At 43.1% G+C, this 22,668-nt stretch carries 20 protein-coding genes; 11 read left to right on the top strand and 9 right to left on the bottom strand.

Annotated features, from left to right (window positions below; translation table 11 throughout):
- The first annotated feature begins 92 nt into the window (after positions 1 to 92).
- The 4 genes from ACGHAV_RS15210 (at position 93) to ACGHAV_RS15195 (ending at position 2,249) form a co-directional block, all read left to right on the top strand.
- Positions 93 to 302, top strand: a complete 210-nt coding sequence (locus tag ACGHAV_RS15210; protein WP_012519905.1) for a cold-shock protein — start codon at positions 93 to 95, stop codon at positions 300 to 302.
- Between the two features lie 174 nt (positions 303 to 476).
- Positions 477 to 1,160, top strand: a complete 684-nt coding sequence (locus ACGHAV_RS15205) for a hypothetical protein (protein ID WP_390382470.1) — start codon at positions 477 to 479, stop codon at positions 1,158 to 1,160.
- Between the two features lie 40 nt (positions 1,161 to 1,200).
- Positions 1,201 to 1,674, top strand: a complete 474-nt coding sequence (locus ACGHAV_RS15200) for an Lrp/AsnC family transcriptional regulator (RefSeq protein ID WP_390382467.1) — start codon at positions 1,201 to 1,203, stop codon at positions 1,672 to 1,674.
- A gap of 86 nt (positions 1,675 to 1,760) precedes the next feature.
- Complete coding sequence (locus tag ACGHAV_RS15195) at positions 1,761 to 2,249, top strand: methyl-accepting chemotaxis protein (RefSeq protein ID WP_390382672.1); 489 nt, start codon at positions 1,761 to 1,763, stop codon at positions 2,247 to 2,249.
- A gap of 581 nt (positions 2,250 to 2,830) precedes the next feature.
- Here the strand turns inward: ACGHAV_RS15195 and ACGHAV_RS15190 are convergent.
- From ACGHAV_RS15190 to ACGHAV_RS15180, 3 genes are read right to left on the bottom strand one after another with little or no spacing between them, the layout of a single operon-like run.
- Positions 2,831 to 3,838, bottom strand: a complete 1,008-nt coding sequence (locus ACGHAV_RS15190) for a cytochrome d ubiquinol oxidase subunit II (RefSeq protein WP_334015737.1) — start codon at positions 3,836 to 3,838, stop codon at positions 2,831 to 2,833.
- A 9-nt stretch (positions 3,839 to 3,847) separates the two neighbouring features.
- On the bottom strand, positions 3,848 to 5,221 hold the full coding sequence (locus ACGHAV_RS15185; protein WP_390382464.1) for a cytochrome ubiquinol oxidase subunit I: 1,374 nt from the start codon (positions 5,219 to 5,221) through the stop codon (positions 3,848 to 3,850).
- An 11-nt stretch (positions 5,222 to 5,232) separates the two neighbouring features.
- Positions 5,233 to 5,790, bottom strand: coding sequence for a MarR family transcriptional regulator (locus ACGHAV_RS15180; RefSeq protein ID WP_334015734.1), 558 nt, complete (start codon positions 5,788 to 5,790; stop codon positions 5,233 to 5,235).
- A gap of 242 nt (positions 5,791 to 6,032) precedes the next feature.
- On the opposite strand from ACGHAV_RS15180, the gene ACGHAV_RS15175 reads away from it, so the two are divergent.
- The 5 genes from ACGHAV_RS15175 to ACGHAV_RS15155 all read left to right on the top strand — a co-directional run bounded on the left by ACGHAV_RS15175 (position 6,033) and on the right by ACGHAV_RS15155 (position 14,916).
- Positions 6,033 to 9,359, top strand: coding sequence for a S8 family serine peptidase (locus tag ACGHAV_RS15175; protein WP_390382461.1), 3,327 nt, complete (start codon positions 6,033 to 6,035; stop codon positions 9,357 to 9,359).
- Between the two features lie 409 nt (positions 9,360 to 9,768).
- Complete coding sequence (locus tag ACGHAV_RS15170) at positions 9,769 to 10,866, top strand: glutathione S-transferase family protein (protein WP_390382458.1); 1,098 nt, start codon at positions 9,769 to 9,771, stop codon at positions 10,864 to 10,866.
- 46 nt (positions 10,867 to 10,912) lie between these two features.
- Positions 10,913 to 11,449: a hypothetical protein gene (locus tag ACGHAV_RS15165; protein ID WP_390382455.1), complete on the top strand. Its 537-nt coding sequence runs from the start codon at positions 10,913 to 10,915 to the stop codon at positions 11,447 to 11,449.
- 204 nt (positions 11,450 to 11,653) lie between these two features.
- On the top strand, positions 11,654 to 11,839 hold the full coding sequence (locus tag ACGHAV_RS15160) for a hypothetical protein (protein WP_390382452.1): 186 nt from the start codon (positions 11,654 to 11,656) through the stop codon (positions 11,837 to 11,839).
- A gap of 359 nt (positions 11,840 to 12,198) precedes the next feature.
- A complete protein-coding gene (locus ACGHAV_RS15155; RefSeq protein WP_390382449.1) occupies positions 12,199 to 14,916 on the top strand; it encodes an ATP-binding protein in 2,718 nt (905 codons plus the stop codon).
- 68 nt (positions 14,917 to 14,984) lie between these two features.
- On the opposite strand, the gene ACGHAV_RS15150 is transcribed toward ACGHAV_RS15155, so the two are convergent.
- From ACGHAV_RS15150 to ubiD, 4 genes are all read right to left on the bottom strand, one after another.
- Entirely contained in the window at positions 14,985 to 16,025 is a 1,041-nt protein-coding gene (locus tag ACGHAV_RS15150) for a substrate-binding periplasmic protein (protein WP_390382446.1), read from the bottom strand.
- Positions 16,026 to 16,160: 135 nt separating this feature from the next.
- Positions 16,161 to 17,513 (bottom strand): M28 family metallopeptidase, encoded by a 1,353-nt coding sequence (locus ACGHAV_RS15145; RefSeq protein WP_390382669.1) that lies wholly within the window; start codon positions 17,511 to 17,513, stop codon positions 16,161 to 16,163.
- A 320-nt stretch (positions 17,514 to 17,833) separates the two neighbouring features.
- Complete coding sequence (gene fre, locus ACGHAV_RS15140) at positions 17,834 to 18,529, bottom strand: NAD(P)H-flavin reductase (RefSeq protein ID WP_390382443.1); 696 nt, start codon at positions 18,527 to 18,529, stop codon at positions 17,834 to 17,836.
- Positions 18,530 to 18,685: 156 nt separating this feature from the next.
- The gene (gene ubiD / locus ACGHAV_RS15135) at positions 18,686 to 20,152 is read right to left on the bottom strand and encodes a 4-hydroxy-3-polyprenylbenzoate decarboxylase (RefSeq protein WP_390382440.1); all 1,467 of its coding nucleotides are present in this window, start codon (positions 20,150 to 20,152) and stop codon (positions 18,686 to 18,688) included.
- Positions 20,153 to 20,373: 221 nt separating this feature from the next.
- Between ubiD and ACGHAV_RS15130 the strand changes: the two genes are divergently transcribed.
- Positions 20,374 to 20,625 (top strand): TIGR02647 family protein, encoded by a 252-nt coding sequence (locus ACGHAV_RS15130; RefSeq protein WP_334015722.1) that lies wholly within the window; start codon positions 20,374 to 20,376, stop codon positions 20,623 to 20,625.
- A gap of 203 nt (positions 20,626 to 20,828) precedes the next feature.
- Positions 20,829 to 21,458, top strand: coding sequence for a tetratricopeptide repeat protein (locus ACGHAV_RS15125; RefSeq protein ID WP_390382666.1), 630 nt, complete (start codon positions 20,829 to 20,831; stop codon positions 21,456 to 21,458).
- Positions 21,459 to 21,574: 116 nt separating this feature from the next.
- Here the strand turns inward: ACGHAV_RS15125 and ACGHAV_RS15120 are convergent, their stop codons facing one another.
- Positions 21,575 to 22,138: a cytochrome b/b6 domain-containing protein gene (locus ACGHAV_RS15120; protein WP_390382437.1), complete on the bottom strand. Its 564-nt coding sequence runs from the start codon at positions 22,136 to 22,138 to the stop codon at positions 21,575 to 21,577.
- Positions 22,139 to 22,250: 112 nt separating this feature from the next.
- Entirely contained in the window at positions 22,251 to 22,535 is a 285-nt protein-coding gene (locus tag ACGHAV_RS15115; RefSeq protein WP_390382434.1) for a PepSY domain-containing protein, read from the bottom strand.
- Positions 22,536 to 22,668: the final 133 nt, after the last annotated feature.

Here is a 22,668-nt window from a genome sequence, read left to right as displayed (position 1 = left end):
AGACCCAATACTTCGCATATCTGAAGACTCTAAACGAACTTAGTTATACGCGCGAAAGCGCACTTTAATACAATATTTGAGGTCTATACGACATGTCTAAAGTTACAGGCACAGTTAAGTGGTTCAACGCTGACAAAGGTTACGGTTTTCTAACTCAAGATAACGGCGGCAAGGACGTTTTCGTTCACTTCCGTGCAATCATCTCTGACGGTTACAAAACGCTTCCAGAAGGTCAGCGAGTAGAATTTGAAGTAGAAGAAGGTCAAAAAGGTCTTCAAGCTGCAAACGTGCAAGCTATCTAAGAATTCGAGAACGAAAGAATTCCAAAACGGCGGTCATTGACCGCCGTTTTTTATGTCATTCCCTTTACCTTCCTTAAGTTGCTTTTCCCTATATTTTAATGCTTTACTACTTCTTCCTCAGCAGCGTTATTAAGACGTACTGAGAAATCTCATCGCTTGTAGGGAGTCGATATCATGTTTTTGCGTAACCGCAGTCATTCTTTTCTTAGTGCTATTGTTTTTTCGTTAAGTTGTTTTTACGCGCTTGCGCCAAATGCTCAAACAGCAGCTCCTCAACATCCCAAAAATGCACAAGATAACAATGAACAAAATAGCGTTGTGCTTGCTGTTGTATTGGGGCAGCTCGTTACCGTAAAGAAAGCCACACCGTCTATTAACGATTTAGTTCAGCTACGCGAAGATGCTGGCGACAACTACAATGCGGTGCTTGATCATATTATTAAAGTGAATGCATCGAACGCAGTAATTCAGGCAGTGTTAGATGACTATGCCAAACAAAAGAACATTGCATTAAACCAGCAATGGGTAAAGCAGTTTGAAACAAAGTTTGGCCGTGAGGTGTCTGATACCGAGCAGGCATCAACCAATATTGAAGACATTGCAAAAAAGCAGGTGTTACTGTTTCAAACCGAAAGAGCAATGTATGAGGAGTTTGGTGGTCGCGTTATCTTTAGACAGTCAAACCCTCAAATGCCCATTGATGCGTATCAAGCGTTGCTAAAAAGCTACCAAGTATCTGGGAAGTTAACTTTCAACGACATCCAACTCGCATCGTCCTTTTGGCAGTCTTTTGCTCCACCTTTTCAATTTGAAATACCTGCTGAGAACGTAGATTTCAGCACGCCATGGTGGCTTTAAAAAAAGCGTAAAAAGAAGTGTTAAATAGCAAGGAGGCCACGTGAAGTCTTCACTGGTAGATAAAACAGATCGCGCCATACTTACGCTGCTTCAGCAAAATGCCGAAAAGCCCATAGCAGAAATAGCTGAACAGGTTGGCCTAACCGTAACGCCTTGTTGGCGCAGAATTCAAAAACTCGAAGAGCGGGGCATTATTTCAAAGCGTGTTACGTTGCTTCAAGGCCGTGCTTTGGGGTTAACCATGACCGTTTTTGTTCAGGTAAAGGCAGGACGGCACGACGGTAAGTGGCTTGAGAGCTTTGCTAAGCATGCAGCATCTTTTGATGAAGTAGTTGAATGTTATCGAATGTCGGGAGAATACGATTATTTGTTAAAAGTGCTTGTGACCGACATGGACTGTTTTGATCATTTTTACAAGCGACTGGTAAATGGGCTTGAGTTTTCCGATGTAACGTCAAGTTTTGCCATGGAGCAAATAAAGTACACTACTGCACTTCCACTTAATCACTTATAAGAATGTCTACTGTTCGTTTCGTGCTAACTGGAATGCAGAGCGAATCTTTCATTTATTGTTTTTAATATAACAACCATTTTGCCGAAATTGCCGAACAAACTAACTTACTTGCGCTTAATGCTGCTATTGAAGCAGCGCGGGCAGGGGAGTCTGGCCGTGGATTTGCGGTAGTAGCAGATGAAGTGCGCACGTTGGCGTCACGCACACATCAATCTACTGAAGAAATTAATACCATGTTAGAGGCCATCGTGAACTCAATTAGAACATCGGTGCAGAATATGACGTCTAAGAAGGACAAAGCGCACACTGCTCTGAGTATGGCGAATGAATTGGTTGATACGCTAGAAGAAGGAAGGCAACGTATTTTGTCTTTAGTTGCGGTAAGTACGGAAGCGTCAGATTTGGTGTCTCATGCCAAAACCCAAGTGTCGCTAGCAAGAGAAGGGGCACTAGATTTTCAAATGTTAGGTGACAAGGTAAAAGAGGCAAATATTAATGTTAGTACAGAAGCCGAAGGGCTATCTGAGTTAGCAAAAGAATTACAGTCGAATGTGAATACATTCAAACTAACTTAGTAAGAATAGCAGGCAAAAAAATGGGGCCATTTTATAGGCCCCTTTCAATTAGTGATTTTGTTCTTCAATGTGCTGATCTGCAAATATCTTGGATTTCTTTTTAATTTTACATCCTAGGATACGCTGCGCATTCTTACGGCCAATATAATGGGCTACCGTATAGGGGTGTGCGCGCTTGAAGAACCGTGAAAACGAATGAAAAACATTTTCCATACTTAGGCTCCTTCTTAATAAAAATTCCCCAAATAAAATATAGTAATATTACAGATTAATGTCAACTTTGATTTGGATCTTCTGTTAATTGGTAGCGTTGGCAAACAATATTAGATCACTTTTTACACTAGCCACTAAGAGAGATGGCATAGAAGCAAATATAAATATAAGGCGGAGAAGCACAGTGCTGGTAAAGTAATTGTAGAATACGTGAATACAAGTGAAGTATCTAACACACTCTTGTGATGTTTACTATTTGAGCGGCGAATAATGAGTGAATGGGCAAAAGCGGATGGAAATGAGTCGAATGTTAAGGAGGCGGGCTACCTAATGTTTGCAACAATAAAGGTAGCCCGCCATAACACGCTTTAGTAATAAGACAGCTTTTCTGATTTCCCTGAGAAGATTTTATACACCATAACGGTGTAAGCTAAGATAACGGGAACAACAATAACAACACCCACTAAGAGAAAGCGTAACGAACTTGCATCGCTTAGTGCTTCATTAATTGTCATAGTGCCGGGAATGATAAAGGGGTAGTAGCTAATCCCGAATGCTGCAAAGCAGAGCATAAAGATTAGCAGCGCAATAAAGAACGGAAGCCATTCGCCCTTACCATTTGCATGGGGGAGCTTCTTCAGTAGAGTTGCGCACAGTATTAGCAGTCCAAAGCACATGGTTGGAATAGCAAACAACACATACCCCCAAGGTGCAGACAACCATAGGGCGCGAACGTCATCGTGAAGGGTTAGGTTAGCGATACTTACTGCAATTATCCCGCCGCCCAGTACGTATAAGCCACGCTGTGCCCAGTAATACGCTTTTTGCTGAAGTTCGCCTTCGGCTTTTAGTATTAACCAGCACGCACCGATAAACGCGTACGCAGCCGTAACACCAAAAGCGGCCAGTAAGGCAAAGCCTTGTGCCCACATATCGGTACGCAGCCCCGTTACATATATACCTAACATATAGCCCTGCGCCAGTGTAGTTAACAAAGAACCATACTTGAAAACTAAGTCCCATTTACGCTTTTTCACTTGTACCACCTTGGCGCGAAAATCGAACGCCACACCTCTTAAAATAAGGCCCAGAAGCATAAAGGTAGCAGGCAAATATAGCGTTTGAAGGAACTCACTGTGCGCCTCAGGGAATGCTATTAAAAGTAATCCAATGGCCAATACTAGCCACGTTTCGTTAGCGTCCCAGTAGGGGCCAATAGAAGCAATCATGTCATCTCGAAATGTCTCGGTACGAGGCGGGATTAAAACACCTACGCCTAAATCGTAACCGTCCAAAATGGCATAAAGTAAAACCGATAGCCCCAATAACCCCACATAGATATTACCAAGCATTTCTGCTGAAACATTTTCAAACATAGTCGCTCCTTACACCGTGGCTGGGTCTGGGTTACGAGGCTGCATTTTCGCTTTAGCGACCTCTCTTTCTTCTGTGGTTATTTCTTCAATTTCCACAGCGCGTCGACACATCAGCATTAAAGTGCCTATGTAGGCCACTAGTAGCACTGAATAGATAACTAGATACAGCGTAAACGACAGTGCGATATTGCTTGGCGGCAATTGCGTTACCGCATCGGCTGTGCGCAATACGCCACTTACCAAATAGGGTTGGCGTCCAATCTCTGTGACATACCATCCTGCAAGTGTGGCTACCCAGCCACTAAAAGCCATTCCTACAAACGTGTGCTTTAGCCACATTGGTAGCGCGCCCTTACGGAACAAATAGAAGCTGCCAATCCATGAAACGGCAAGCATAAGCATACCTACGCCAACCATTACCCTAAAGCCATAGAAGACTGGAGCAACTGGCGGGTGCTCGCCTTCAAACTCGTTCAGCCCTTTTATCTCGCCATCAAGTTTATGGGTAAGAATAAGGCTAGCGCCGTAGGGAACGGGAATTTCAAAGTGATTTTCTCTGCTTTCTTCATCGGGAATAGCAAACAGTAACAGTGGAGCACCTTTTGTGGTTTCCCACAGTCCTTCCATTGCCGCTACTTTTTGGGGTTGGTGTTTCAGAGTATTAAGGCCGTGCATGTCGCCTGCAAAAATTTGCAGCGGAATAAGGATGGCAGCGGTATAGGTTGCTGTTTTCAATGCTAGTTTAGGCGCAAGTTTGTCGTCGCCTTTCAATAATCGATAAGCCGAAAGGCCGGCAATAAGGAAACTAGCTGTTAAGCCAGATGCTAGCATCATGTGAGCAAAGCGGTACGGGAAAGAAGGATTGAAAATAATTTCTTTCCAGTTAGTTGCGTACAATACGCCGTCTACTACTTCATAACCTTGCGGCGTTTGCATCCAGCTGTTTAAAGCTAAAATCCAAAACGCAGATATTGTTGTGCCTATGGCTACAACCAGAGTTGATGTTGTATGAAGCCAGTTGGGTACGCGTCGTATTCCAAATAGCATGATCCCTAAAAAGGTAGCTTCTAGGAAAAAGGCAGTAAGCACTTCATACCCTAACAATGGACCAGCTACGTTGCCTACCTTTTCCATAAAACCGGGCCAGTTAGTTCCGAATTGGAATGACATGGTAACGCCGCTCACCACACCAAGCGCGAAGCTTAAAGCGAAAACACGTACCCAAAAACGGTACATACGCATCCAAACAGGATGCCCCGATGTGTTAGAGCGTAGTTTGAAGTAAAACAAAAACCAGCCCATCGCCATGGTTATGGTAGGAAATAAAATGTGAAAACTAATGTTTAACGCAAATTGTAATCGAGACAGCAAGAATGCATCCATAGAGGGCCCCCTTAGTTAACGCTGTTTTTCCCCGGAAGAAGCTTGTCTTTAAGTTCAAGCATACGGCCCACGCCTGAGCCCAACTTCATCAGCGTATTTAACTTTTCTGGCCCAAGGTTCTGAAGTTCTTCAGACCACACAGTAATTGATTCGAGTAAATCGTGAATTTCGTTCAATTTATGTTGGGCATTTGCTTCTTTATCAGTAGCTGGTGTGTCTAGTAACAGGTCGCGAAGCAAACTCATGGTTGGGTCTATTTCACGCTTTCTGCGTTCTTCGAATACGCGGTTGGCCAATGTCCATATATCGCCTGCCGGAATAAAGAAGTCTTTACGTTCGCCTGGCACTAAATGCTGTTTTACTAAACGCCAAGACTGAAGTTCTTTTAACCCCATGCTGGTATTGCCGCGTGAGATATTAAGCGCATCCGAAATTTCCTGGGCGGTGATAGGCTCTTCGTTTAATACTATTAATGCGAGTATTTGACCAACGGTGCGGTTAAAGCCCCAGCGACTGCCCATTTCACCAAAGTGCATAACGGCCGATGTGATTAGTGGTGTCATCTTCATTTTTGTTACCTGCTGAAGTTTCAGAAATTACTGAAAGTTTATTATGGAGCTTGATGTAGATCAACTATTTTTGGTGTTTATTACAGGCGTTTTATGAAGTTTGGCTGATACAGCATTTCTTTACATTTACAAGTTTTGAGCAATAACCAAAGCTCTAAACTGGCAATGATTTTAGCTTTGCTGTATTTTCCTGTGGGTTTAATAGAAACCCATGCATTGGTATATATAAAAAGGACTTTGTTTTGTCACTAGCACAACGGTTAATCTCCCTTAGTTTACTCTCCTTCTCTTTTCTAACAATTGTTACCCCAAAAACTCTCCACGCGACAAGCGACCCTTTGTTTTACAGGCAGTGGCAGTTCGAGGGAAACAGCGTACCATCGGATTTCTCTAATTTTAACTTAGGGGTTCTTAGAGCCGAAGCTCAACTAGGTCTTGGCGAAGAGAATGTTCTGATGCTGATCACAAATGGATTAAAAACCGATCACGAAGACCTGGAGGGGGCTTTCTGGACCAATACACAAGAAGTCCCTGGTGATGGTATAGATAATGATGGTAATGGCTACATCGACGATATACACGGCATAAATACCGGAACGAAAAATGGAAACTTTACCGATGAAAATGGGTGGGGAACAAATGTTGCCGGTATAATAGGCGCTACCGTAGATAACGGAGTCGGTATACGTGGTATTGCGCCAAATACCAAAATTGTTGGTTGTCAAGTGAACGAAGACTTCAATGAATTGGAGTTGGCACAGCAGATAACCATTCTAAATGAATGTATCAATTACGCTATTAGCTTGAAGAAAAACTCGGTTAACATCTTTGCGATTTCAAGCACATACTTTGAACATCCATATCACTATTTTCTTGAGGTGGAAAAAAATCTCAAGTTGTTTATGCAATTGATTGAAAAAATTGAAGAAAATGACTTTCTTTGGATCAATGGTGTACCTGAACCCATAGATAACACTGAACTGACCCTTGATTATTTACCAACCTATCCACTTGGACTGAATAGCCCTAACATGGTGGCGGCAACTAGGTTAAGCCGGTCTCTTGAGCTGGCTAGCAACTACGGTAAAGTTGCCACAACTTCTGTCATTGTCGGAGATGTCATGACCACCACACCGTTTGATAAAATAGAGTCAAACGGAACATATATTTTTGATGTAACGCCTGAAGATGAACGCGTTATTAAGTCTCCATTTATTGACATTGTTGAGCATCCTGATAATCCGCAATTGTTGGCGTGGCATATACCCGCTTTATCAAACGACGGCGGCCAGTCAGAAATTATCTTTCCTCACGTCGATTTATCAACGGTGACTACATCTTCTTTGATGATTGATGTAAGTCTCAAAAGAAACAAAGCATTGAATGGTTACAACCAAGACGGTAACCCAATATATCAAAGGGGAGGGGAAGTTAGGATAGAGTTCAGGGTAGATGATTCAGAGCAATGGATATATTTTAATTCTGATTTTTTGAGTGCACGGGGGGTGTGGGATCTGTATACGGCGCAATTAGACCTAGAACGTAATTTTGATACGCCAATTTTGCCTGATTCCAAAATTCAATTTCGACTGAGTATTAGCGGGAATGAGACCTATATCGATGGATTGAAGGTTTGGGCTATTGAAGATAGCGTGTGGAAAAACGGTTATGACTACACTTATCCACCCAATGCTGGGCAGGCAATTCTTTCCGCTTTAGCAGGTATAATCAAATCACACAATAACGATTGGCCGGCCTGGAAAATCGCCAACGCTATTACATCTGGCGGTTCATTTGATGAATATGTTCTAAGTCCTGTGCGCACGCATAACACTTCAGGTGCTGGAATTCTTAGTCTATTGAATGAGGGAGAAGGCGCGTTAGATTGTCGCAATAAATTACTACAGAGACGGTTATTACCAGCAACCAATGAAGCAGTATTCATGGTTGTTAATGAAGAATTAAGAATCAGAACAAAAAGTCTAAACTGTGAAGAGCCAGGAGATGCTTACACGCTGGTTGATGATATAGCGGGTAATACGTTTATCTCGGTTGACGACGGTAGCTTTGGTGATCGATTTGCTGGGGATGGTTTAGGAATACTCACCTATCAACCAAATAATGTTGGTAAAACAATACTTAAAAACGAGTTTGATGACAACTTACCCGTCTTTGTTTTTTATGACTACCACCCCGTGCGACAGGAAGATTCATCCTGGGTGGATACCACAGATGCAAGGCATGTAATGTGGCAAGATACGGAAAATTTAAGGCTAGGCGGGTTAGGTACTGATATTAGCAAGTCTTTTTACGAGTATCCATTTGGTTACTTGGGGATAAACACGACGCGGCAAATTAGCTCAGAGGTTGGGACGAACGAAAGTCGGTTCGAGTTATCGATTAAAAATTCTAATACAAGCAATATTCTCAGTACGTCTAAATTTGAACATCCAGAAACGTCAAACGCGATTTACGATTCCAACATTCTGGTTGATAAAAGACTTAATAGTTTTCGAATATATGCAGCACCTAAGAATACGTCGGATAATGTTTACACTCGTTTGCATATGAAGGGTGATGAAGGTAATCGACAATTAATCGCAGAATATAGCGCAACGCACTACCACGAAAATCAATCATCGCCATTTCTACAGATTGTGTTTTACGAGAACAAAAGCGTTATCGAGTTTAATTATGGAGACCTTCCTAATTATCTTGAGGGGGTTGAATATGATATCGGACTTGAAGTAGGTCGCTCATTCAGACAAAGACGCACTGTTACGTTAAAATCGCACTCATCTTATCTGCTTGATGTCGATTTTGACTTCGATGGTATCATTGATGTAGATGATCCAGATGATGATAATGATGGCGTGGCTGATGAAGTAGACGCTTTCCCATATGACGCCGCCGAAGATACTGATACCGACGGCGATGGCATTGGAAATAACGAAGATACCGATGATGACAACGACGGTGTGAATGATGAAGAAGATGCTTTTCCATTAAACCCGAATGAAGATACGGATACCGACGGTGATGGCATCGGAAACAACGAAGATACCGATGATGACAACGATGGTGTGAATGATGAGGAAGATGCTTTTCCATTAAATCCGAATGAAGATACGGATACCGACGGTGATGGCGTTGGAAACAATGAAGACACTGACGACGACAACGATGGTGTGAATGATGAGGACGATGCTTTCCCATTAAATCCGAATGAAGATACGGATACCGACGGTGATGGCATTGGAAACAACGAAGATACCGATGATGACAACGATGGTGTAAATGATGAGGAAGATGCTTTTCCATTAAATCCGAATGAAGATACCGACACCGACGGCGATGGCATTGGAAATAACGAAGATACTGACGATGATGGGGATGGTGTAGCAGATGGCAGTGACGCGTATCCTTTGGATCCTAGTAGAACCCAAAATCCTGCTACCCAACCAGTTTCTTCTGCATCTGAGTCAGGGGGAGGGGCATTTAGTAGTATGAGTGTTTTGTTACTAATCATAATTATCGCTGCTAGGAGAGGGCGGAGATATCATGGCTAGTTAGCCAGTAATTAGACATCTTGGTAGATAATTATTGATAGCGCCAATTGCCCAGCAAAACGGTAAACGCTATGCCTTAAATGCTGTAGAAATTACATATTTTGATGTTTCGAATTGTGTGATTTCCGCAGCACTACCTTTTCTCTAGATGCACTGTCGAAGAAAAAGTTAACCGACTTTTTATTAGTTTTGCATAGTTTGATATTTCTTTATGCCTAGCGCACTATCACTTCAAACTTTTTGTCAGCGCTGCTTTTGTAAGCGCCGACCTTGCCTGCAGCTCCGTCGATAAAACCTTCCGCACTCTTTTTGTAGAAACGCTGAATATTTCTTCATAACAGCATGTGAATAGTATTGTTTCGCGCTTTCTGATAACAATAAGAAATCATCTTAGTTTCAGGTACTTGTAATGACAGAGCACTACACCCTTTATGGCGCACTTTTTTCTTTATATACCGGCAAAGCTCGTGCGTATTTGCGTTACAAAAACGTCCCCTATAAAGAGGTTTTTTCATCATTAAAAGTCTACAAGCGCATTATCGTACCCAATACCGGCGTGCGTTTTATTCCGGTAGTTAAAACGCCTGACGGGCAATATATTCAAGATACAGCAGAAATAATTGACGCTATCGAAACTCAGCTCCCCCAACGACCTGTTTACCCACCCACACCAAAGCAGCGCATAGTGTCTCAACTATTTGAGTTTTATGGCGACGAATGGCTTCTCTTGCCCGCCATGCACTACCGATGGAATAAAGATAACGACGATTATATTTATGGTCATTTTGGCTCTGTAGTGTTGCCTGGTTGGCCAGCGTTTATCCGAAGATTTTTGGGTAAGAAAGTGGGGAGCAAGTTTAAAGGGTTTGTGCCCCTTCTTGGTATTACTGAGAAAACAATACCGGCGTTGGAGCAATGGTACGAGAGCGAATTGCTCCCGTTGCTGGATGCTCACTTTGCTAAGCACGACTATTTACTTGGTAGCGCTGCCAGTGTGGGTGATTTTGGGCTTATGGGGCCTTTGTACGCGCACTTGTATTTAGATCCATATCCCAGTCAGTTCATAAAAGCGAAAGCGCCTAACGTTGAAGCTTGGATTAATCGTATGAATGTTACGCCCACCGAGGTAGGCGACTGGCTAGCTGATGATGCCATTCCAGATACGCTTTTGCCTATTCTGCAGTTGCTTTTCAGGGATCACTGGCCCGTTGTGCAAGATACACTGTCTGCGTTTTCAGTATGGTCAAAACAAAACGCTGATACAGCTATTCCACGGATGATTGGTCAGCATCCCTTCTGTATTAATGGAGCTGAAGGTAGTAGATCGATAACGACGTTTTCTGTATGGAAGTATCAGCGAATTCTTGATATTTTCAATGGGTTAAATGAAGAAAAGCAGGAGCAGGTAAATGCATTTTTGAATGCCTGTGGTGCTTATGAACCGTTTAACATTCTATCTTTTCCAAGAGTTAGACGGGAAAGTAATAAGCTTGTTATGGATAAGTAATTAGGGGCAAGCCAGCCTTGTTACATAAAAAAGGATTTTGAACAACATGAAAGCACCTAAAATTTTAGCAGTTACCTTCATTGTTTTAGTGGTAATTGCTGTATTTTCCTATAAAAGGATAATAGCGAGTGTTTTATTGCCGCAATATATTGAATGGGCACATGAAACAGAGCTAAAGGGCCAAGAAAAAGGTACGCCATTAAATGAAAAAGAGTTACTACTAGCAGCTGAAATTGGCATCAAGCACCCTGAAAAAGTACGTATTGTGTATGTTGATGAAGTGCCTTACCCGTACGAAAATTATGCATTAAAAGTTTTCGGTGAAGCCGTTGGCCTTGTGGGTGAGGGTATTATTAATAATGCTCAAGTATTTGGATACTCAATTTACTCCCGTAAAGATTTTGAACTCAACAGGCCTAAGTTGGCGCATGAATTAGTTCACGTTTTGCAAATTGAGAGGGCGAGTTTAGATAGCGTGGTGACTCAGCACTTCTTCGATATGGCTGAATATGGTTACGATGACGCGCCGCTAGAAGTGGAAGCTTTTAAAGCGAACAAAACATATAGTGCCGATTGGCAGTGAGAACACGGCTCCATACTTGCTCCATATTGTGTGCGTATAACTACGGTTATTGTCGCAGCTATAACTCTTCTTGTTCATCGCCATTAGGTTTTTGATGAATACGAACTTGGTCGTTAGCTCCTTTTTAGTTTCACACATGCAGGGCCAGACTCTATAGCTTTTGATGGTACGAAGCTATTCGATTCATTAACGATTTCCTACAGAATGTTCATTTCAGATGCAGTCACTAACATGCTAAACAGCATAGACGACAGTGCAAGTTTCTCAATCTGGAACACGTTATCTAATAGCAGTACTTTTGTTAACCCTAATGCTACTGAAGTGTTGGAGCCAATTAGTCTGTTGATTTTAATGCTCAGTGCGTTAGGGCTTGTGGGATCTCGTGAGTAAAATCATAAAACCCGCTTGTTACAAGCAGAAGCAGCGCTAGAGGGAGGTCGCGTGCTGCTTTTTGCTTTTTTAAAGCTACATGCACCAACATAATTTCAAACCGTAGCCAAGTGTCTGTAATATCTATAATTGTTATTAAAAGTGCAGACTGAATTTTAGACTAAAGTATTAAAGCTTAAAATTCTCTATAGCGTAATCATATTCTAAAAAAAATACGACATTTACCATTAGTAAGTAAATCTGGCGTATATTAGAAATTCTTGATTGTTATTCTAATTCAAAAGCTTAGCTGATACTGTTTGAACAAAACAGTGTTCTGCTTCACCATAGACACTTAAAAATAGATCACGGCGTATAAAATGAGCGTGCACAATAAACCTACCCTTCAGAATTGTGAAGACGAAGCCATACACCTTATTGAAAGCGTGCAAAGTTTTGGCTATGTCATTGCTTTAAACCCACGCGACAAGCGCATTCAGGTTGTTAGCAGCAATATCAATGAGCTTTTCAAAGTTGATATCGTGCCTGGTGAAACGCTAATTACAGAGCTTATCGACATTCCTACGCCCGATTCTCGCACGTTTCAAAATATTTACGAATCAATTGAAGGTGGAAAATTACGCCGCGCTTACCAATGGAAATTCGCAGAGAACGCACTGCACCTTGAAGATTGGGATAAAGAAGGAAGTGGTGTTGCATTTGACTCTGATGGGTTATTAGTGATTGAACTAGAGCCCACACCGCAATTAACTCATGAGGCGGCCCAGCAGTGGGTGCCTATGGATATGGATGTTCGTCCGTTACTTCCTGATGTTGAAAACTGCGAGGCTATTGGTGATGTGGCAGACGCTATAGCAAAGGTATTTCAAAGCTACATCGGGTTTAGTTCGGTAATGGTGTACCGTTTTGACGAGAAATACAGTGGTGAAGTGATTGGGGAAGCAACTAAAAGCGAGCGTTCTTTCAAAGGGTTAAAGTTTCCCGCGTCGGATATCCCGAAACAAGCACGCGAGCTTTACCTGAGTAACCGGGTACGATGCGTTTATGATGTTGAAGAAGCGCCTATTGGTTTGCTGCCAAAAATCGATAACGGAAATCGTGCTCCACTGGATTTGTCCATGTCGATGGTTCGCTCGGTATCACCGCTCCATATCCAATATTTAAAGAACATGGGGGTAAGATCGTCCTTCTCGGTTTCTTTGGTATTTGAAGGTAAATTATGGGGTTTATTGGCCTGTCACAATCATGAACCTATTTATATCGACCAAAAGAAGCGTTTGGTGTGCGAATCGCTAGGGCATCTTTACGCATGGCAGCTGCACACAAAAGCGCTGCACGAAAAGAAAGAGCAATTTCAATCTAGGCAGCGCAAATTAAACAGTATTGTTCATCAGCTAACTACGTTTGCAAACCCTCTTGAGGCAATTACTCAAAAAGAAGGCGACTTGCTCTCTGTTACTGAGTCGTGCGGAATGGCCGTGGTAACACCGTCAGGTCGCTACAGTGTTGGTATTACACCTTCAGATAAAACCCTTGAGTTGTTATTAGACAAATTTGCGATAACGCAGCCAGAACAGTCTGTTGCTATTAATCGTTTAACTGACGATATCATTCAAAATAACGACCTGAACGGCATACGGGGAATCTACATATCATGCGTATCCTCTAAACTTGGTTATTACACCGTATGGTTTAGAGAGCAGCGCGACAAAACCATTCGTTGGGCGGGTAAAGAAGCCGCGAATAAAGATGTGTCAAAGTCGCTTACACCAAGAAATTCATTTGATACTTATTTGCAAAGTGTAGCCGATGAAGCCCTCGACTGGACTGAAGACGACAAACTAATTATTGAAGGCTTCGACCACTTATTTATTCCTTACGCGTTGAGCTTAAAAGCGTCGCTTGATAAACAAATTAGTAAGCTTGAAGAGCTTGATAAAGCAAAAGACCATTTTCTTGCCAGTATTTCTCACGAGCTGCGCTCGCCCTTAAATTCCATTGTAGGCTGGACTGATTTAGCACTAATGGATGTAACCAATGTTGAGCGTATGACTGACGCATTAGGTGTAATCAAGCGCGCTGCATCAACACAGGCAGCGCTGATAAACGATATATTGGATTTATCACGCATTATTTCAGGCACCATGAAGCTTAGCACGCATTCGCTTAATATTGCAGACGCCATATCGGAAGTGTCAAAGTCGTTTGAAGCGGGTTTTGCTAGTAAGAATATTCAGCTTTCTATTCACTGCGACGACAGCCATACGCAAATACTCGGCGATAGCCTGCGTATAAAGCAGGTGGTAAATAATTTGCTTAGTAACGCCCTCAAATTTACTGCCAAGGGCGGCACGGTGCACGTGCGAGGCAAACGCGAGCACTCAAATTACCTGTTCCGAGTGAGAGATAACGGCAAAGGCATGACTCAGGAACAGCTTTCGCATGTATTCGAGCGATTTTATCAAGGGAAAAATGAGCATAACCGTCATGGGTTAGGACTGGGCTTATCTATCGTTAAAAGTCTTGTTGAAATGCACGGCGGTGAAATTTATGCACACAGTGACGGGCCAAACAGTGGTACGACTTTCTTTGTGTCGCTACCCATAGCTCCGCTTAGTTTGCAAGAAGACATTATTGAGACGAAGAACTCGCAAATTAGTGATTTAACGAAATCGCTTCGCCTAGAAGGGCTGCGTATTTTGGTGGCGGAAGATGAGGCTGATGCGCGCGACTTTATAAAGTTGTTCTTAGAGTCCAACGGCGCTCGTGTAAACGTGGTGAAAAATGGCCTTTTAGCTTGGAAAGAAATAAACGATATGCCAGGTGCATTTGACCTATTACTAAGCGATATCGGTATGCCTGAACTTGATGGCCTTGGGCTTGTTACCAAAGTAAGAGCTAGCCAAATTCCGGAAATAGCAAAGCTTAACGCTGTAGCGCTGACTGCATACGCCTATACCTCTGACCGTGTGAAGGCACTGAAAGCTGGGTTTTCCAACTACGTATCGAAACCTGTTGATGGTGAAGAGCTACTCACCATCTTGGAGATGTATTCGCCGGATAAAAATCGGCGCTAGGCTTTTACTATCCTAAGCGCTTTGCTTTTAGCTGCTGTTTTTTTAAGAACAAATAGCGCTTAGTGTTGCTACCACCTTTGAATTAGCTGTTTGTAGGTGGTGGCATCAAGCAATGACAACTGGCGATTAATTGGGGGCTGTTGCCTGAGCACGTCTTGAACGGCCTTTATAGACGTAAATTTTTTACCATCAATATAGTAGTGGCTTTCGTCTGAAGTTGGTACACCATCAAGTGAATAAGCACCCGTCAATTCACTGTTCTTGTGTGTTATTGATGAATGACCAATAAAGTCTGCGGTACCGTCTCCATCGATATCTTTCGTTAACCATTCAAGTGCTAAATGTTGATTCATAACACCTTGTCTCTGCATATCAACAATGGCTGCGTTAAAACTATCGATGATTTGTTTAGCATTACTCACATTTTTGCGAAGGGCGATTTGAAAACCTGTCGTGGCCAAAGGTGAAGCAGAAAAATGAAGTAGTTCTTCATTGTCGTTAAGTAATAGTTTATTGAATTCTGTTGCCAGCAACGCGGTGGTTACAAGGTAAGGAGCACGGTCATCGGCAAGCTGCTTGAAAGCATCGAACGAAGAAGGATTACGCGACCATTTTACCTCTTTCAATAGGCGGAAATTGGGTGTGTTCGCGAAGCGGTTTTCAATGGCCACACGATTGTCTTTTAAATGAGAAAAACGTTGTACATTCTGTACGTTACTGGTTTTACCTAACGCGTATAAGTAAATTGGTAGATAGATATCCGATAATAAAAAATCGTCTTTATCTTTTCCTAAATCTATAAATGCAAATTCTCCATCTACCTTGCCAGTAAGCACCGCGCTACCTAAAAATGCATCTCGCATTATCTTAAGTTCTACATCTATACCCGCTCTGCGAAAGGCGTCTGCTGCGATATCGGTAGCTCTTGAGGGCTCGCCATTGTCACTTACGTAAGTTTCGAAAGGGGAAGCGGCTAATTGCGTTTTGGCTTGAGCAGACATTGCTGGCAACAGACATAAGGTAAAGCCTAACACTGTCATTGCCTGAATTGATCTTGATGTAAAGATAAGTAGCGATTTAAGGGGCAAGATGTTGTCTCCATACTGCATACATGCACTTTGTACACTGTAATGCAGATGGATGGTTTAATCCAATGGCGCTATTTGCGAGAGTATTAATAAAACGTAAGCGACTACACCTTGTAGCCGCACGTTTTTTTAATGGCTTTTCTGGTTAAAAATGCCCTATTCACCAAAGCTGCCAGCAGGGCCAGGATAGACCACCACGCTTTCTACGTCATGGTTGTTTACACTAGCAACGCCGAAGAAATAGTTGTCGATAACAATGTTTTCCAGCGTAGCCTCGGTCACGTTACCCACAAATTTACTGTACTCCCACTGTGGATCGTCGGTGTGTCGCCAGTAAATTTTATAACCCTTCAATTGTGGGTTTTGAGTCTCGTCAAGGGCATCCCAACTCAAGGTGGTAGATGGCTGTACCGCGCCTTTTATTTTAACGCCCTTAGGTGGATTTGGCGCCCACGCCATTGCTGCAAGTGATACCGCATTTAATCCTGTAAGTTTAGCTGCATAATCGAAGTTAACGCCGTCTAACGTATCGCCGTATTTAATGCCGTCTTCGGTACGCAAATCTTGATGCTGTCGCGTGTAGTTTTCATTCGTTTCCATAATACGAATGCCAGGGTAGCCTAAGTCGTTAAACGGGCGATGATGCCCACCGCGACCAAAACGATCGAGGCGGTAAACCACCATGGTATCGAGGTTCTCAATATATTGGTCGGCAATTTTATCGATGTAGCGCGCCAAATTGCGGCTAGGAGAGTCTACTTCACCACCTGTGAAGCGGCGACGGCGCGCTTCTGCTTCGGTTTCAGTAACACGGGTGCCTTCTGCAAAAATGCGTGCAGTGGTATTGTTAATAACACCGTTTACGCCTTCAATATTGCCAATCATATCGTTATTTAATACGGCCTTAATGCGCCAGCCGTCTTCTTTTGCTTGTTCTGCCATAATACGGCCACCAAACAAGCCCTGTTCCTCACCTGCAAGGGCTGCGTATACAATACTGCCGTTAAACTTGTACTTGCTTAATACGCGCGCCGCTTCAAGAGTACCTGCTACGCCCGACGCATTGTCATTAGCGCCTGGTGCATCTGACGTGTAATCCATTACATCGCTAACACGTGAGTCGATATCGCCTGACATGATTACGTAGCGATCCGGATCGGTGGTGCCGCGTTGAATAGCGATAACACTTTTTACTTCTACCGGGTCGGGAATGCGCTTTTCGCCGCTAATCACATCCGATTGGAAATACACTTCAAGACAGCCGCCGCACTCTGCAGATATTTTGTCGAACTCAGCTTTAATCCACCGCCTTGCTGCACCGATACCACGCGTGTCTGACTCTGTTTCAGAAAGTGTATGGCGAGTGCCAAAATTGACTAATGTGGTAACGTCGCTTTCAATACGCTCTGGCGAGATTTCCTTGGCTATATCGTAAAGCGTTTGTGTTTGCTCGCTCTGAGCAGCACTCGTTGTTTGCAAAAACAATACACCTAAACAGGCGCTAGCCATCATGGCTGGTTTTTTAATTAGGTTGTGTGGCTTTTTCGAGGTTAGGTTTTTTATCATTGTTCTCTCCGTTGTATATGCTCAAACCATAACCAATACGAACAAAGCGAACAATTAGAGTAAACGTATGAGAACGCAAGTCATCGCAATGCAGCGATTTAGAGAATATTTAGGGGAATTCAGCGGTTTGTCGATTGAAACGAAATGTATAGAAAAATTCACACGTAACAATATGTATTAAGGAAAACAGGCCTACAAAAAAGCCAGCAATGATGCTGGCTACTGACAATTATTTATTGAAGGCTCAAACATAGCCTTACTTGCTAAATAAATGCAAAAGCATCGCCAAATAAGTTTTCTGGCTTCAGCCCGCGCTGCGTGAAGTCATCGCGCACTACTTTCGACATTTCAAATCGACCCGCAACGTACACTTGCACATTTTCAAAGTCTGCATGGTCGGCCATTGCGGCATGGTGAACCCAGCCTGTGCGGCCAGTCCAATCGTCGTTGGCAAACTCAACTACAGGCACAAAAGTAAAGTGCGAATGTGCTTGAGCAAGCGCAGTTAGTTCGTCTGCTAAGTAAAGATCTGAAGCGTGTTTACCACCCCAATATAGCGTTAACGGGGTTTTGTCGCCGCTATTTAAGTGCTCTTGCAAGATAGAGTAGGTGTATGAAAAACCGGTTCCACCAGCAATAAGCACCATAGGTAGCCCATTGCTTTGAAGAAACGCATCGCCATGACCAATGCTAAGCGTAATTTCGCCCTCTTCGCGCATACGGGCAAGCACTTCGCCAGCATAATTGTTGCCTGGTTCAGCGCCAATATGCAGCTCTACTCGGCTTTTGTCAAATGCTGCATTGGCAATTGAAAAGGGCCGCATATCTTTTTCACCCATTACAGCCATAGCATATTGACCCGCCTTAAACGTAGCAGGTGAGGTAGGTGTTAATTCAACTTTATATACAACGTCGGTTAAAGGCGTGATGCTTGCAACCTTACACTTAATTTCTGACATGGTTTCTCTTTTTACCTTGTATTTAGCGTCTCGCCTTTTGCTTTTTCTAGCGCATGCTATGTAGTGCACTTATTTGCGATGCAGCGCTTTTAAATACTTCAACTACTTAAAGCTAATGCCGTAGTTAAATAATACCAAAGCTACATAATACCAAAGCTACATAATACCAAGTTCGTCCCAGATATCATCTACTCGCTTTTTAACATCTTCGTCCATCACAATAGGTACGCCCCACTCGCGGTCCGTTTCGCCCGGCATTTTATTGGTCGCGTCCATACCCATTTTCGACCCAAGGCCAGAAACCGGCGATGCAAAGTCTAGGTAATCAATAGGTGTGTTTTCTATCATTACGGTATCGCGTGCAGGGTCCATGCGGGTGGTAATCGCCCAGATAACATCGTTCCAATCGCGCGCATTAACGTCGTCATCACACACAATAACAAACTTTGTGTACATAAACTGTCGCAAGAAAGACCAAACCCCCATCATTACGCGTTTTGCATGACCCGGATATTGTTTCTTCATAGTCACTACCGCCATACGGTACGAGCAACCTTCAGGTGGAAGGTAGAAATCTACAATTTCTGGGAACTGCTTTTGTAATATAGGTACAAACACTTCATTTAACGCTACACCAAGAATGGCTGGTTCATCAGGCGGGCGACCTGTGTACGTTGAATGATAAATAGGATCTTTTCTATGGGTAATGTGCGTTACTGTGAACACCGGGAAGTCGTCTACTTCGTTGTAGTAGCCTGTGTGATCGCCGTAAGGCCCTTCTGGTGCGGTTTCATCTTGCGCAATATAACCTTCAAGCACAATTTCAGCACTTGCCGGTACTTGTAAATCGTTGCTTATCGACTTCACTACTTCTGTTTTATCGCCGCGCAACAAACCTGCAAACGCGTATTCAGAAAGCGTATCTGGCACAGGTGTAACTGCGCCTAAAATAGTAGCTGGGTCGGCACCTAGGGCTACTGATACTGGGTAAGGTTCGCCAGGATGAGTTTGACACCACTCGCGAAAATCTAATGCGCCGCCACGATGTGATAACCAACGCATTATCAGCTTATTCTTGCCAATAACCTGTTGACGGTAAATACCTAGGTTTTGACGTTTCTTGTGTGGGCCTTTTGTTACGCTTAAGCCCCAAGTTACTAGTGGTGCAGCATCACCAGGCCAGCAACGCTGAACCGGAATTTTCGACAAGTCTACATCGTCGCCGGTTAATACCACTTCTTGGCATGGCGCTTTTTTCAGTACCTTCGCCGGCATATTAAGCACTTGCTTGAATACGGGAAGCTTTTCCCACAGGTCTTTTATACCTTTGGGTGGCTCAGGCTCTTTTAAATACGCAAGCAGTTTACCCACTTCACGCAGGGCCTCTACCGAGTCTTGTCCCATACCCATAGCTACACGCTGTGGCGTACCAAACAAGTTGGCAAGTACCGGCATATCGTGGCTCTTAGGGTTTTCGAACAAAAGCGCTGGGCCGCCAGCACGCAATGTGCGGTCGGCAATTTCGGTCATTTCTAGGTCAGTATCAATAGGCTGACTAATGCGCACCAATTCGCCTTTCGCTTCAAGCTGACGAATAAAGTCGCGTAAATCTTTGTACTTCATCTGGGCAGGTGTATCCACAATCTGTAATTATGGCAAGAATATACTATTTGAAACGAAAGTCCGATCAGTTAGCGGCAGGAAAGTGAGATTAAACGTTTTACAGATAAAAATACGCTTTACAGCGCTGTCAATTGAGTGTGATATAGAGACATGCGCTTAACTTATCATTAACAAATCATAGACCATGCGCTTTCTCTAAACCCTTTGCCTAAGGTGGTTACATGACAACATTCGATCAAGACATGCTCGACGAGTTAAATTTACTGCTTAAGTTTCCAAACGATAGCCTGCTTCAGGGGCTTAAAATTCATCACGATGCCAGTCAAACAATGGTTAATGCTGCAGCTAGACTGTACGCAAAAGGCTTAATTACGCAATCTGATGGTGGCTACTTAACCGATTTGGGCATTGACCTTGCCGACCATGCGCGTCATATCCAGTCTGCATTATGTCCACGTAAAAGCAGTCATTAGGGTCAATAGACCACAATACGTCTTTAAAAAAATATTTGAAGCGCTTGGGTGCGTAATATTCGTTTAAGCGCTTCGTCTGCAATACTGCGTTAAGTTATTCTATACTTAGCCGATACCCTCTTTGTATATGTGTATTTCGTGTTTGAGCGCTTGTTATGAAACAAAATCTGTTTACTTCGATGGTTGCTAATGTCTCTGCTAGCATGATTTTTGCCGGCGTTTTGTTGTTCGCTGTAACAAGGCCCTCTTTCGCGTTAGAAGGTGAAACCATTGAAGAACTGCGTGCAGTGCAGTTATACAGTCAAGATGCACTTATTGAGATGATAAACGCCAATACTCACTTAGATAAGGTTGTTGAGGATCGTTGTCAGCTTGTACAAGACATTGAGGCACGTGCCGATGTACTAAAAATTCCTGCTTATCAATTCCTTTGGGGTGATATGTTGGCGTGGGGCGTGTGTATAGATGAAGCGCCCGAGCGCGGTATTGGCTACATGGAAGATGCTGCTAATCAAGGTTTGCCCGCGGCACTTGAACAGCTTGGTCGCTATTACTCAAAAGGCACTTTAGTGCAGCAAGACAAAGAACGCGCTGTGGTTTATTTGCGAGAGGCGGCTGCGCTTAAAAATTTAAATGCGCAAATACGATTGGTTGAATTGTTTTTAGAGGGTTACGGTAGCCCGTACGATTACGTCGATGCGTACCACTGGTTATACAATTCGGTGACTTCAGATAAACAGCAGCACCAACAAATAGCAGGTTATTTAGCCAAACTTGAAAAGCTGATGCATCCTAAAGCAGTTCGTGAGGCCAAGCGCCCTTTAGACAGTTAAACGTTATTAAAGGTGGCTCTTTAACTAATTCTGCGGACGGCAATAACGCAGAGGAAAGAGCCTTATAAGCATTAATAGCCTGCTACTAATTTGTGCATCTGTATCTTCAGCTGGATTTAACGCTTTCTTCTGCCCGTAAGCATAGGGCGAAGCAACTGAATGTTTCCCGCATGCTGTACGGCAAACACTGCGATAATATGTACTAGCACACAGCCGTACAACACATCAGCCATAATGCTGTGTATCCACTCAAGTGTGCTGTTTCCAAACAAAGCATCAATCTCTTCCATCAGAAAGCCGGTAACACCTAGCCCAAGCAGCAAAACAACAATAAGGCAAACCATTAGCCAACCGAACGGGTTGTGGCCGTGTTCTGGATTTACTCTTCTTTCCTTTAATTCAGAAAGGTGGGTTTTGAATGCACGTTTACTTAAGTCGATGTGTTTAAAACTAGCCAAAGACGCTTTTGTGCGGGTGAAACCCCAAAACAACCTGACTGCAACAAGTGCAGTTGCGATGTAGCCTACAATTTCATGAATTTGCCTGCCTGGCTCAACAATAAAATAATTAGTGATAAAAGCGGCAACCAATCCCCAATGGCATAATCGAACCAGTATGTCCCAGATAACAATTACGTGGTCTGTATGAATAGAAGTTTGATGTGAAGGTTGTTGGTTCATTTATTTAAAAACTACGGAGCGTCATAAGCGCAAGATAGCGCATGTTTTCTGAAATAAAAAACGCCACAGTAAAAGCGTGGCGTTTTAAGCAATAATGTATACATATATAGGCTTAGTGCATTTCTTTCTTAACAATGCTGCCATCAACAGGGTTGAAATAAATCTCAACTTTGTTTTCTTCTTTGTCAAAACCATAAATTTCGTAGCAGTTGCCGCCAGTTACTTTAAATTCGTTAATTTTGTAACCTTGCGCAAGTAGCGTAGCTTGAAACGCTTCTTGGTTTTGCCAGTCAGACTGAGGTGCTGATGTACATTGTGTTGTACCATGCTCTGCACTACAAGCGCTCAACAGTGTGGCTGCGCCAACCGCAGTTAGCATCATCATTGTTTTTTTCATCGCAATCTCCCTAAAGATTTATTTAAGCGTTACTTGATACATTGTTCCCAGCTGTATCAGGTCAATATATTTTATACCTGAAGAGTACATGCTTTTAATGAGAATGACTATAGCTCTCATTAAGATGTAGCAC

The sequence above is a fragment of the Alteromonas sp. MTD1 genome, assembly GCF_042848195.1.
Lineage (GTDB): Bacteria > Pseudomonadota > Gammaproteobacteria > Enterobacterales > Alteromonadaceae > Alteromonas.
This window is presented reverse-complemented; position numbering and strand designations above follow the sequence as displayed.

Excerpts from the sequence above, each read along its gene's own strand:
- ACGHAV_RS15210 (WP_012519905.1), top strand. The coding sequence starts at position 93 with ATGTCTAAAGTTACAGGCACAGTTAAGTGGTTCAACGCTGACAAAGGT.
- ACGHAV_RS15205 (WP_390382470.1), top strand. The coding sequence starts at position 477 with ATGTTTTTGCGTAACCGCAGTCATTCTTTTCTTAGTGCTATTGTTTTT.
- ACGHAV_RS15190 (WP_334015737.1), bottom strand. The coding sequence starts at position 3,838 with ATGTTTGAAAATGTTTCAGCAGAAATGCTTGGTAATATCTATGTGGGG.
- ACGHAV_RS15185 (WP_390382464.1), bottom strand. The coding sequence starts at position 5,221 with ATGGATGCATTCTTGCTGTCTCGATTACAATTTGCGTTAAACATTAGT.
- ACGHAV_RS15180 (WP_334015734.1), bottom strand. The coding sequence starts at position 5,790 with ATGAAGATGACACCACTAATCACATCGGCCGTTATGCACTTTGGTGAA.
- ACGHAV_RS15170 (WP_390382458.1), top strand. The coding sequence starts at position 9,769 with ATGACAGAGCACTACACCCTTTATGGCGCACTTTTTTCTTTATATACC.
- ACGHAV_RS15165 (WP_390382455.1), top strand. The coding sequence starts at position 10,913 with ATGAAAGCACCTAAAATTTTAGCAGTTACCTTCATTGTTTTAGTGGTA.
- ACGHAV_RS15160 (WP_390382452.1), top strand. The coding sequence starts at position 11,654 with ATGTTCATTTCAGATGCAGTCACTAACATGCTAAACAGCATAGACGAC.
- ACGHAV_RS15155 (WP_390382449.1), top strand. The coding sequence starts at position 12,199 with ATGAGCGTGCACAATAAACCTACCCTTCAGAATTGTGAAGACGAAGCC.
- ACGHAV_RS15150 (WP_390382446.1), bottom strand. The coding sequence starts at position 16,025 with ATGCAGTATGGAGACAACATCTTGCCCCTTAAATCGCTACTTATCTTT.
- ACGHAV_RS15145 (WP_390382669.1), bottom strand. The coding sequence starts at position 17,513 with ATGGCTAGCGCCTGTTTAGGTGTATTGTTTTTGCAAACAACGAGTGCT.
- fre (WP_390382443.1), bottom strand. The coding sequence starts at position 18,529 with ATGTCAGAAATTAAGTGTAAGGTTGCAAGCATCACGCCTTTAACCGAC.
- ubiD (WP_390382440.1), bottom strand. The coding sequence starts at position 20,152 with ATGAAGTACAAAGATTTACGCGACTTTATTCGTCAGCTTGAAGCGAAA.
- ACGHAV_RS15130 (WP_334015722.1), top strand. The coding sequence starts at position 20,374 with ATGACAACATTCGATCAAGACATGCTCGACGAGTTAAATTTACTGCTT.
- ACGHAV_RS15125 (WP_390382666.1), top strand. The coding sequence starts at position 20,829 with ATGATTTTTGCCGGCGTTTTGTTGTTCGCTGTAACAAGGCCCTCTTTC.
- ACGHAV_RS15120 (WP_390382437.1), bottom strand. The coding sequence starts at position 22,138 with ATGAACCAACAACCTTCACATCAAACTTCTATTCATACAGACCACGTA.
- ACGHAV_RS15115 (WP_390382434.1), bottom strand. The coding sequence starts at position 22,535 with ATGAAAAAAACAATGATGATGCTAACTGCGGTTGGCGCAGCCACACTG.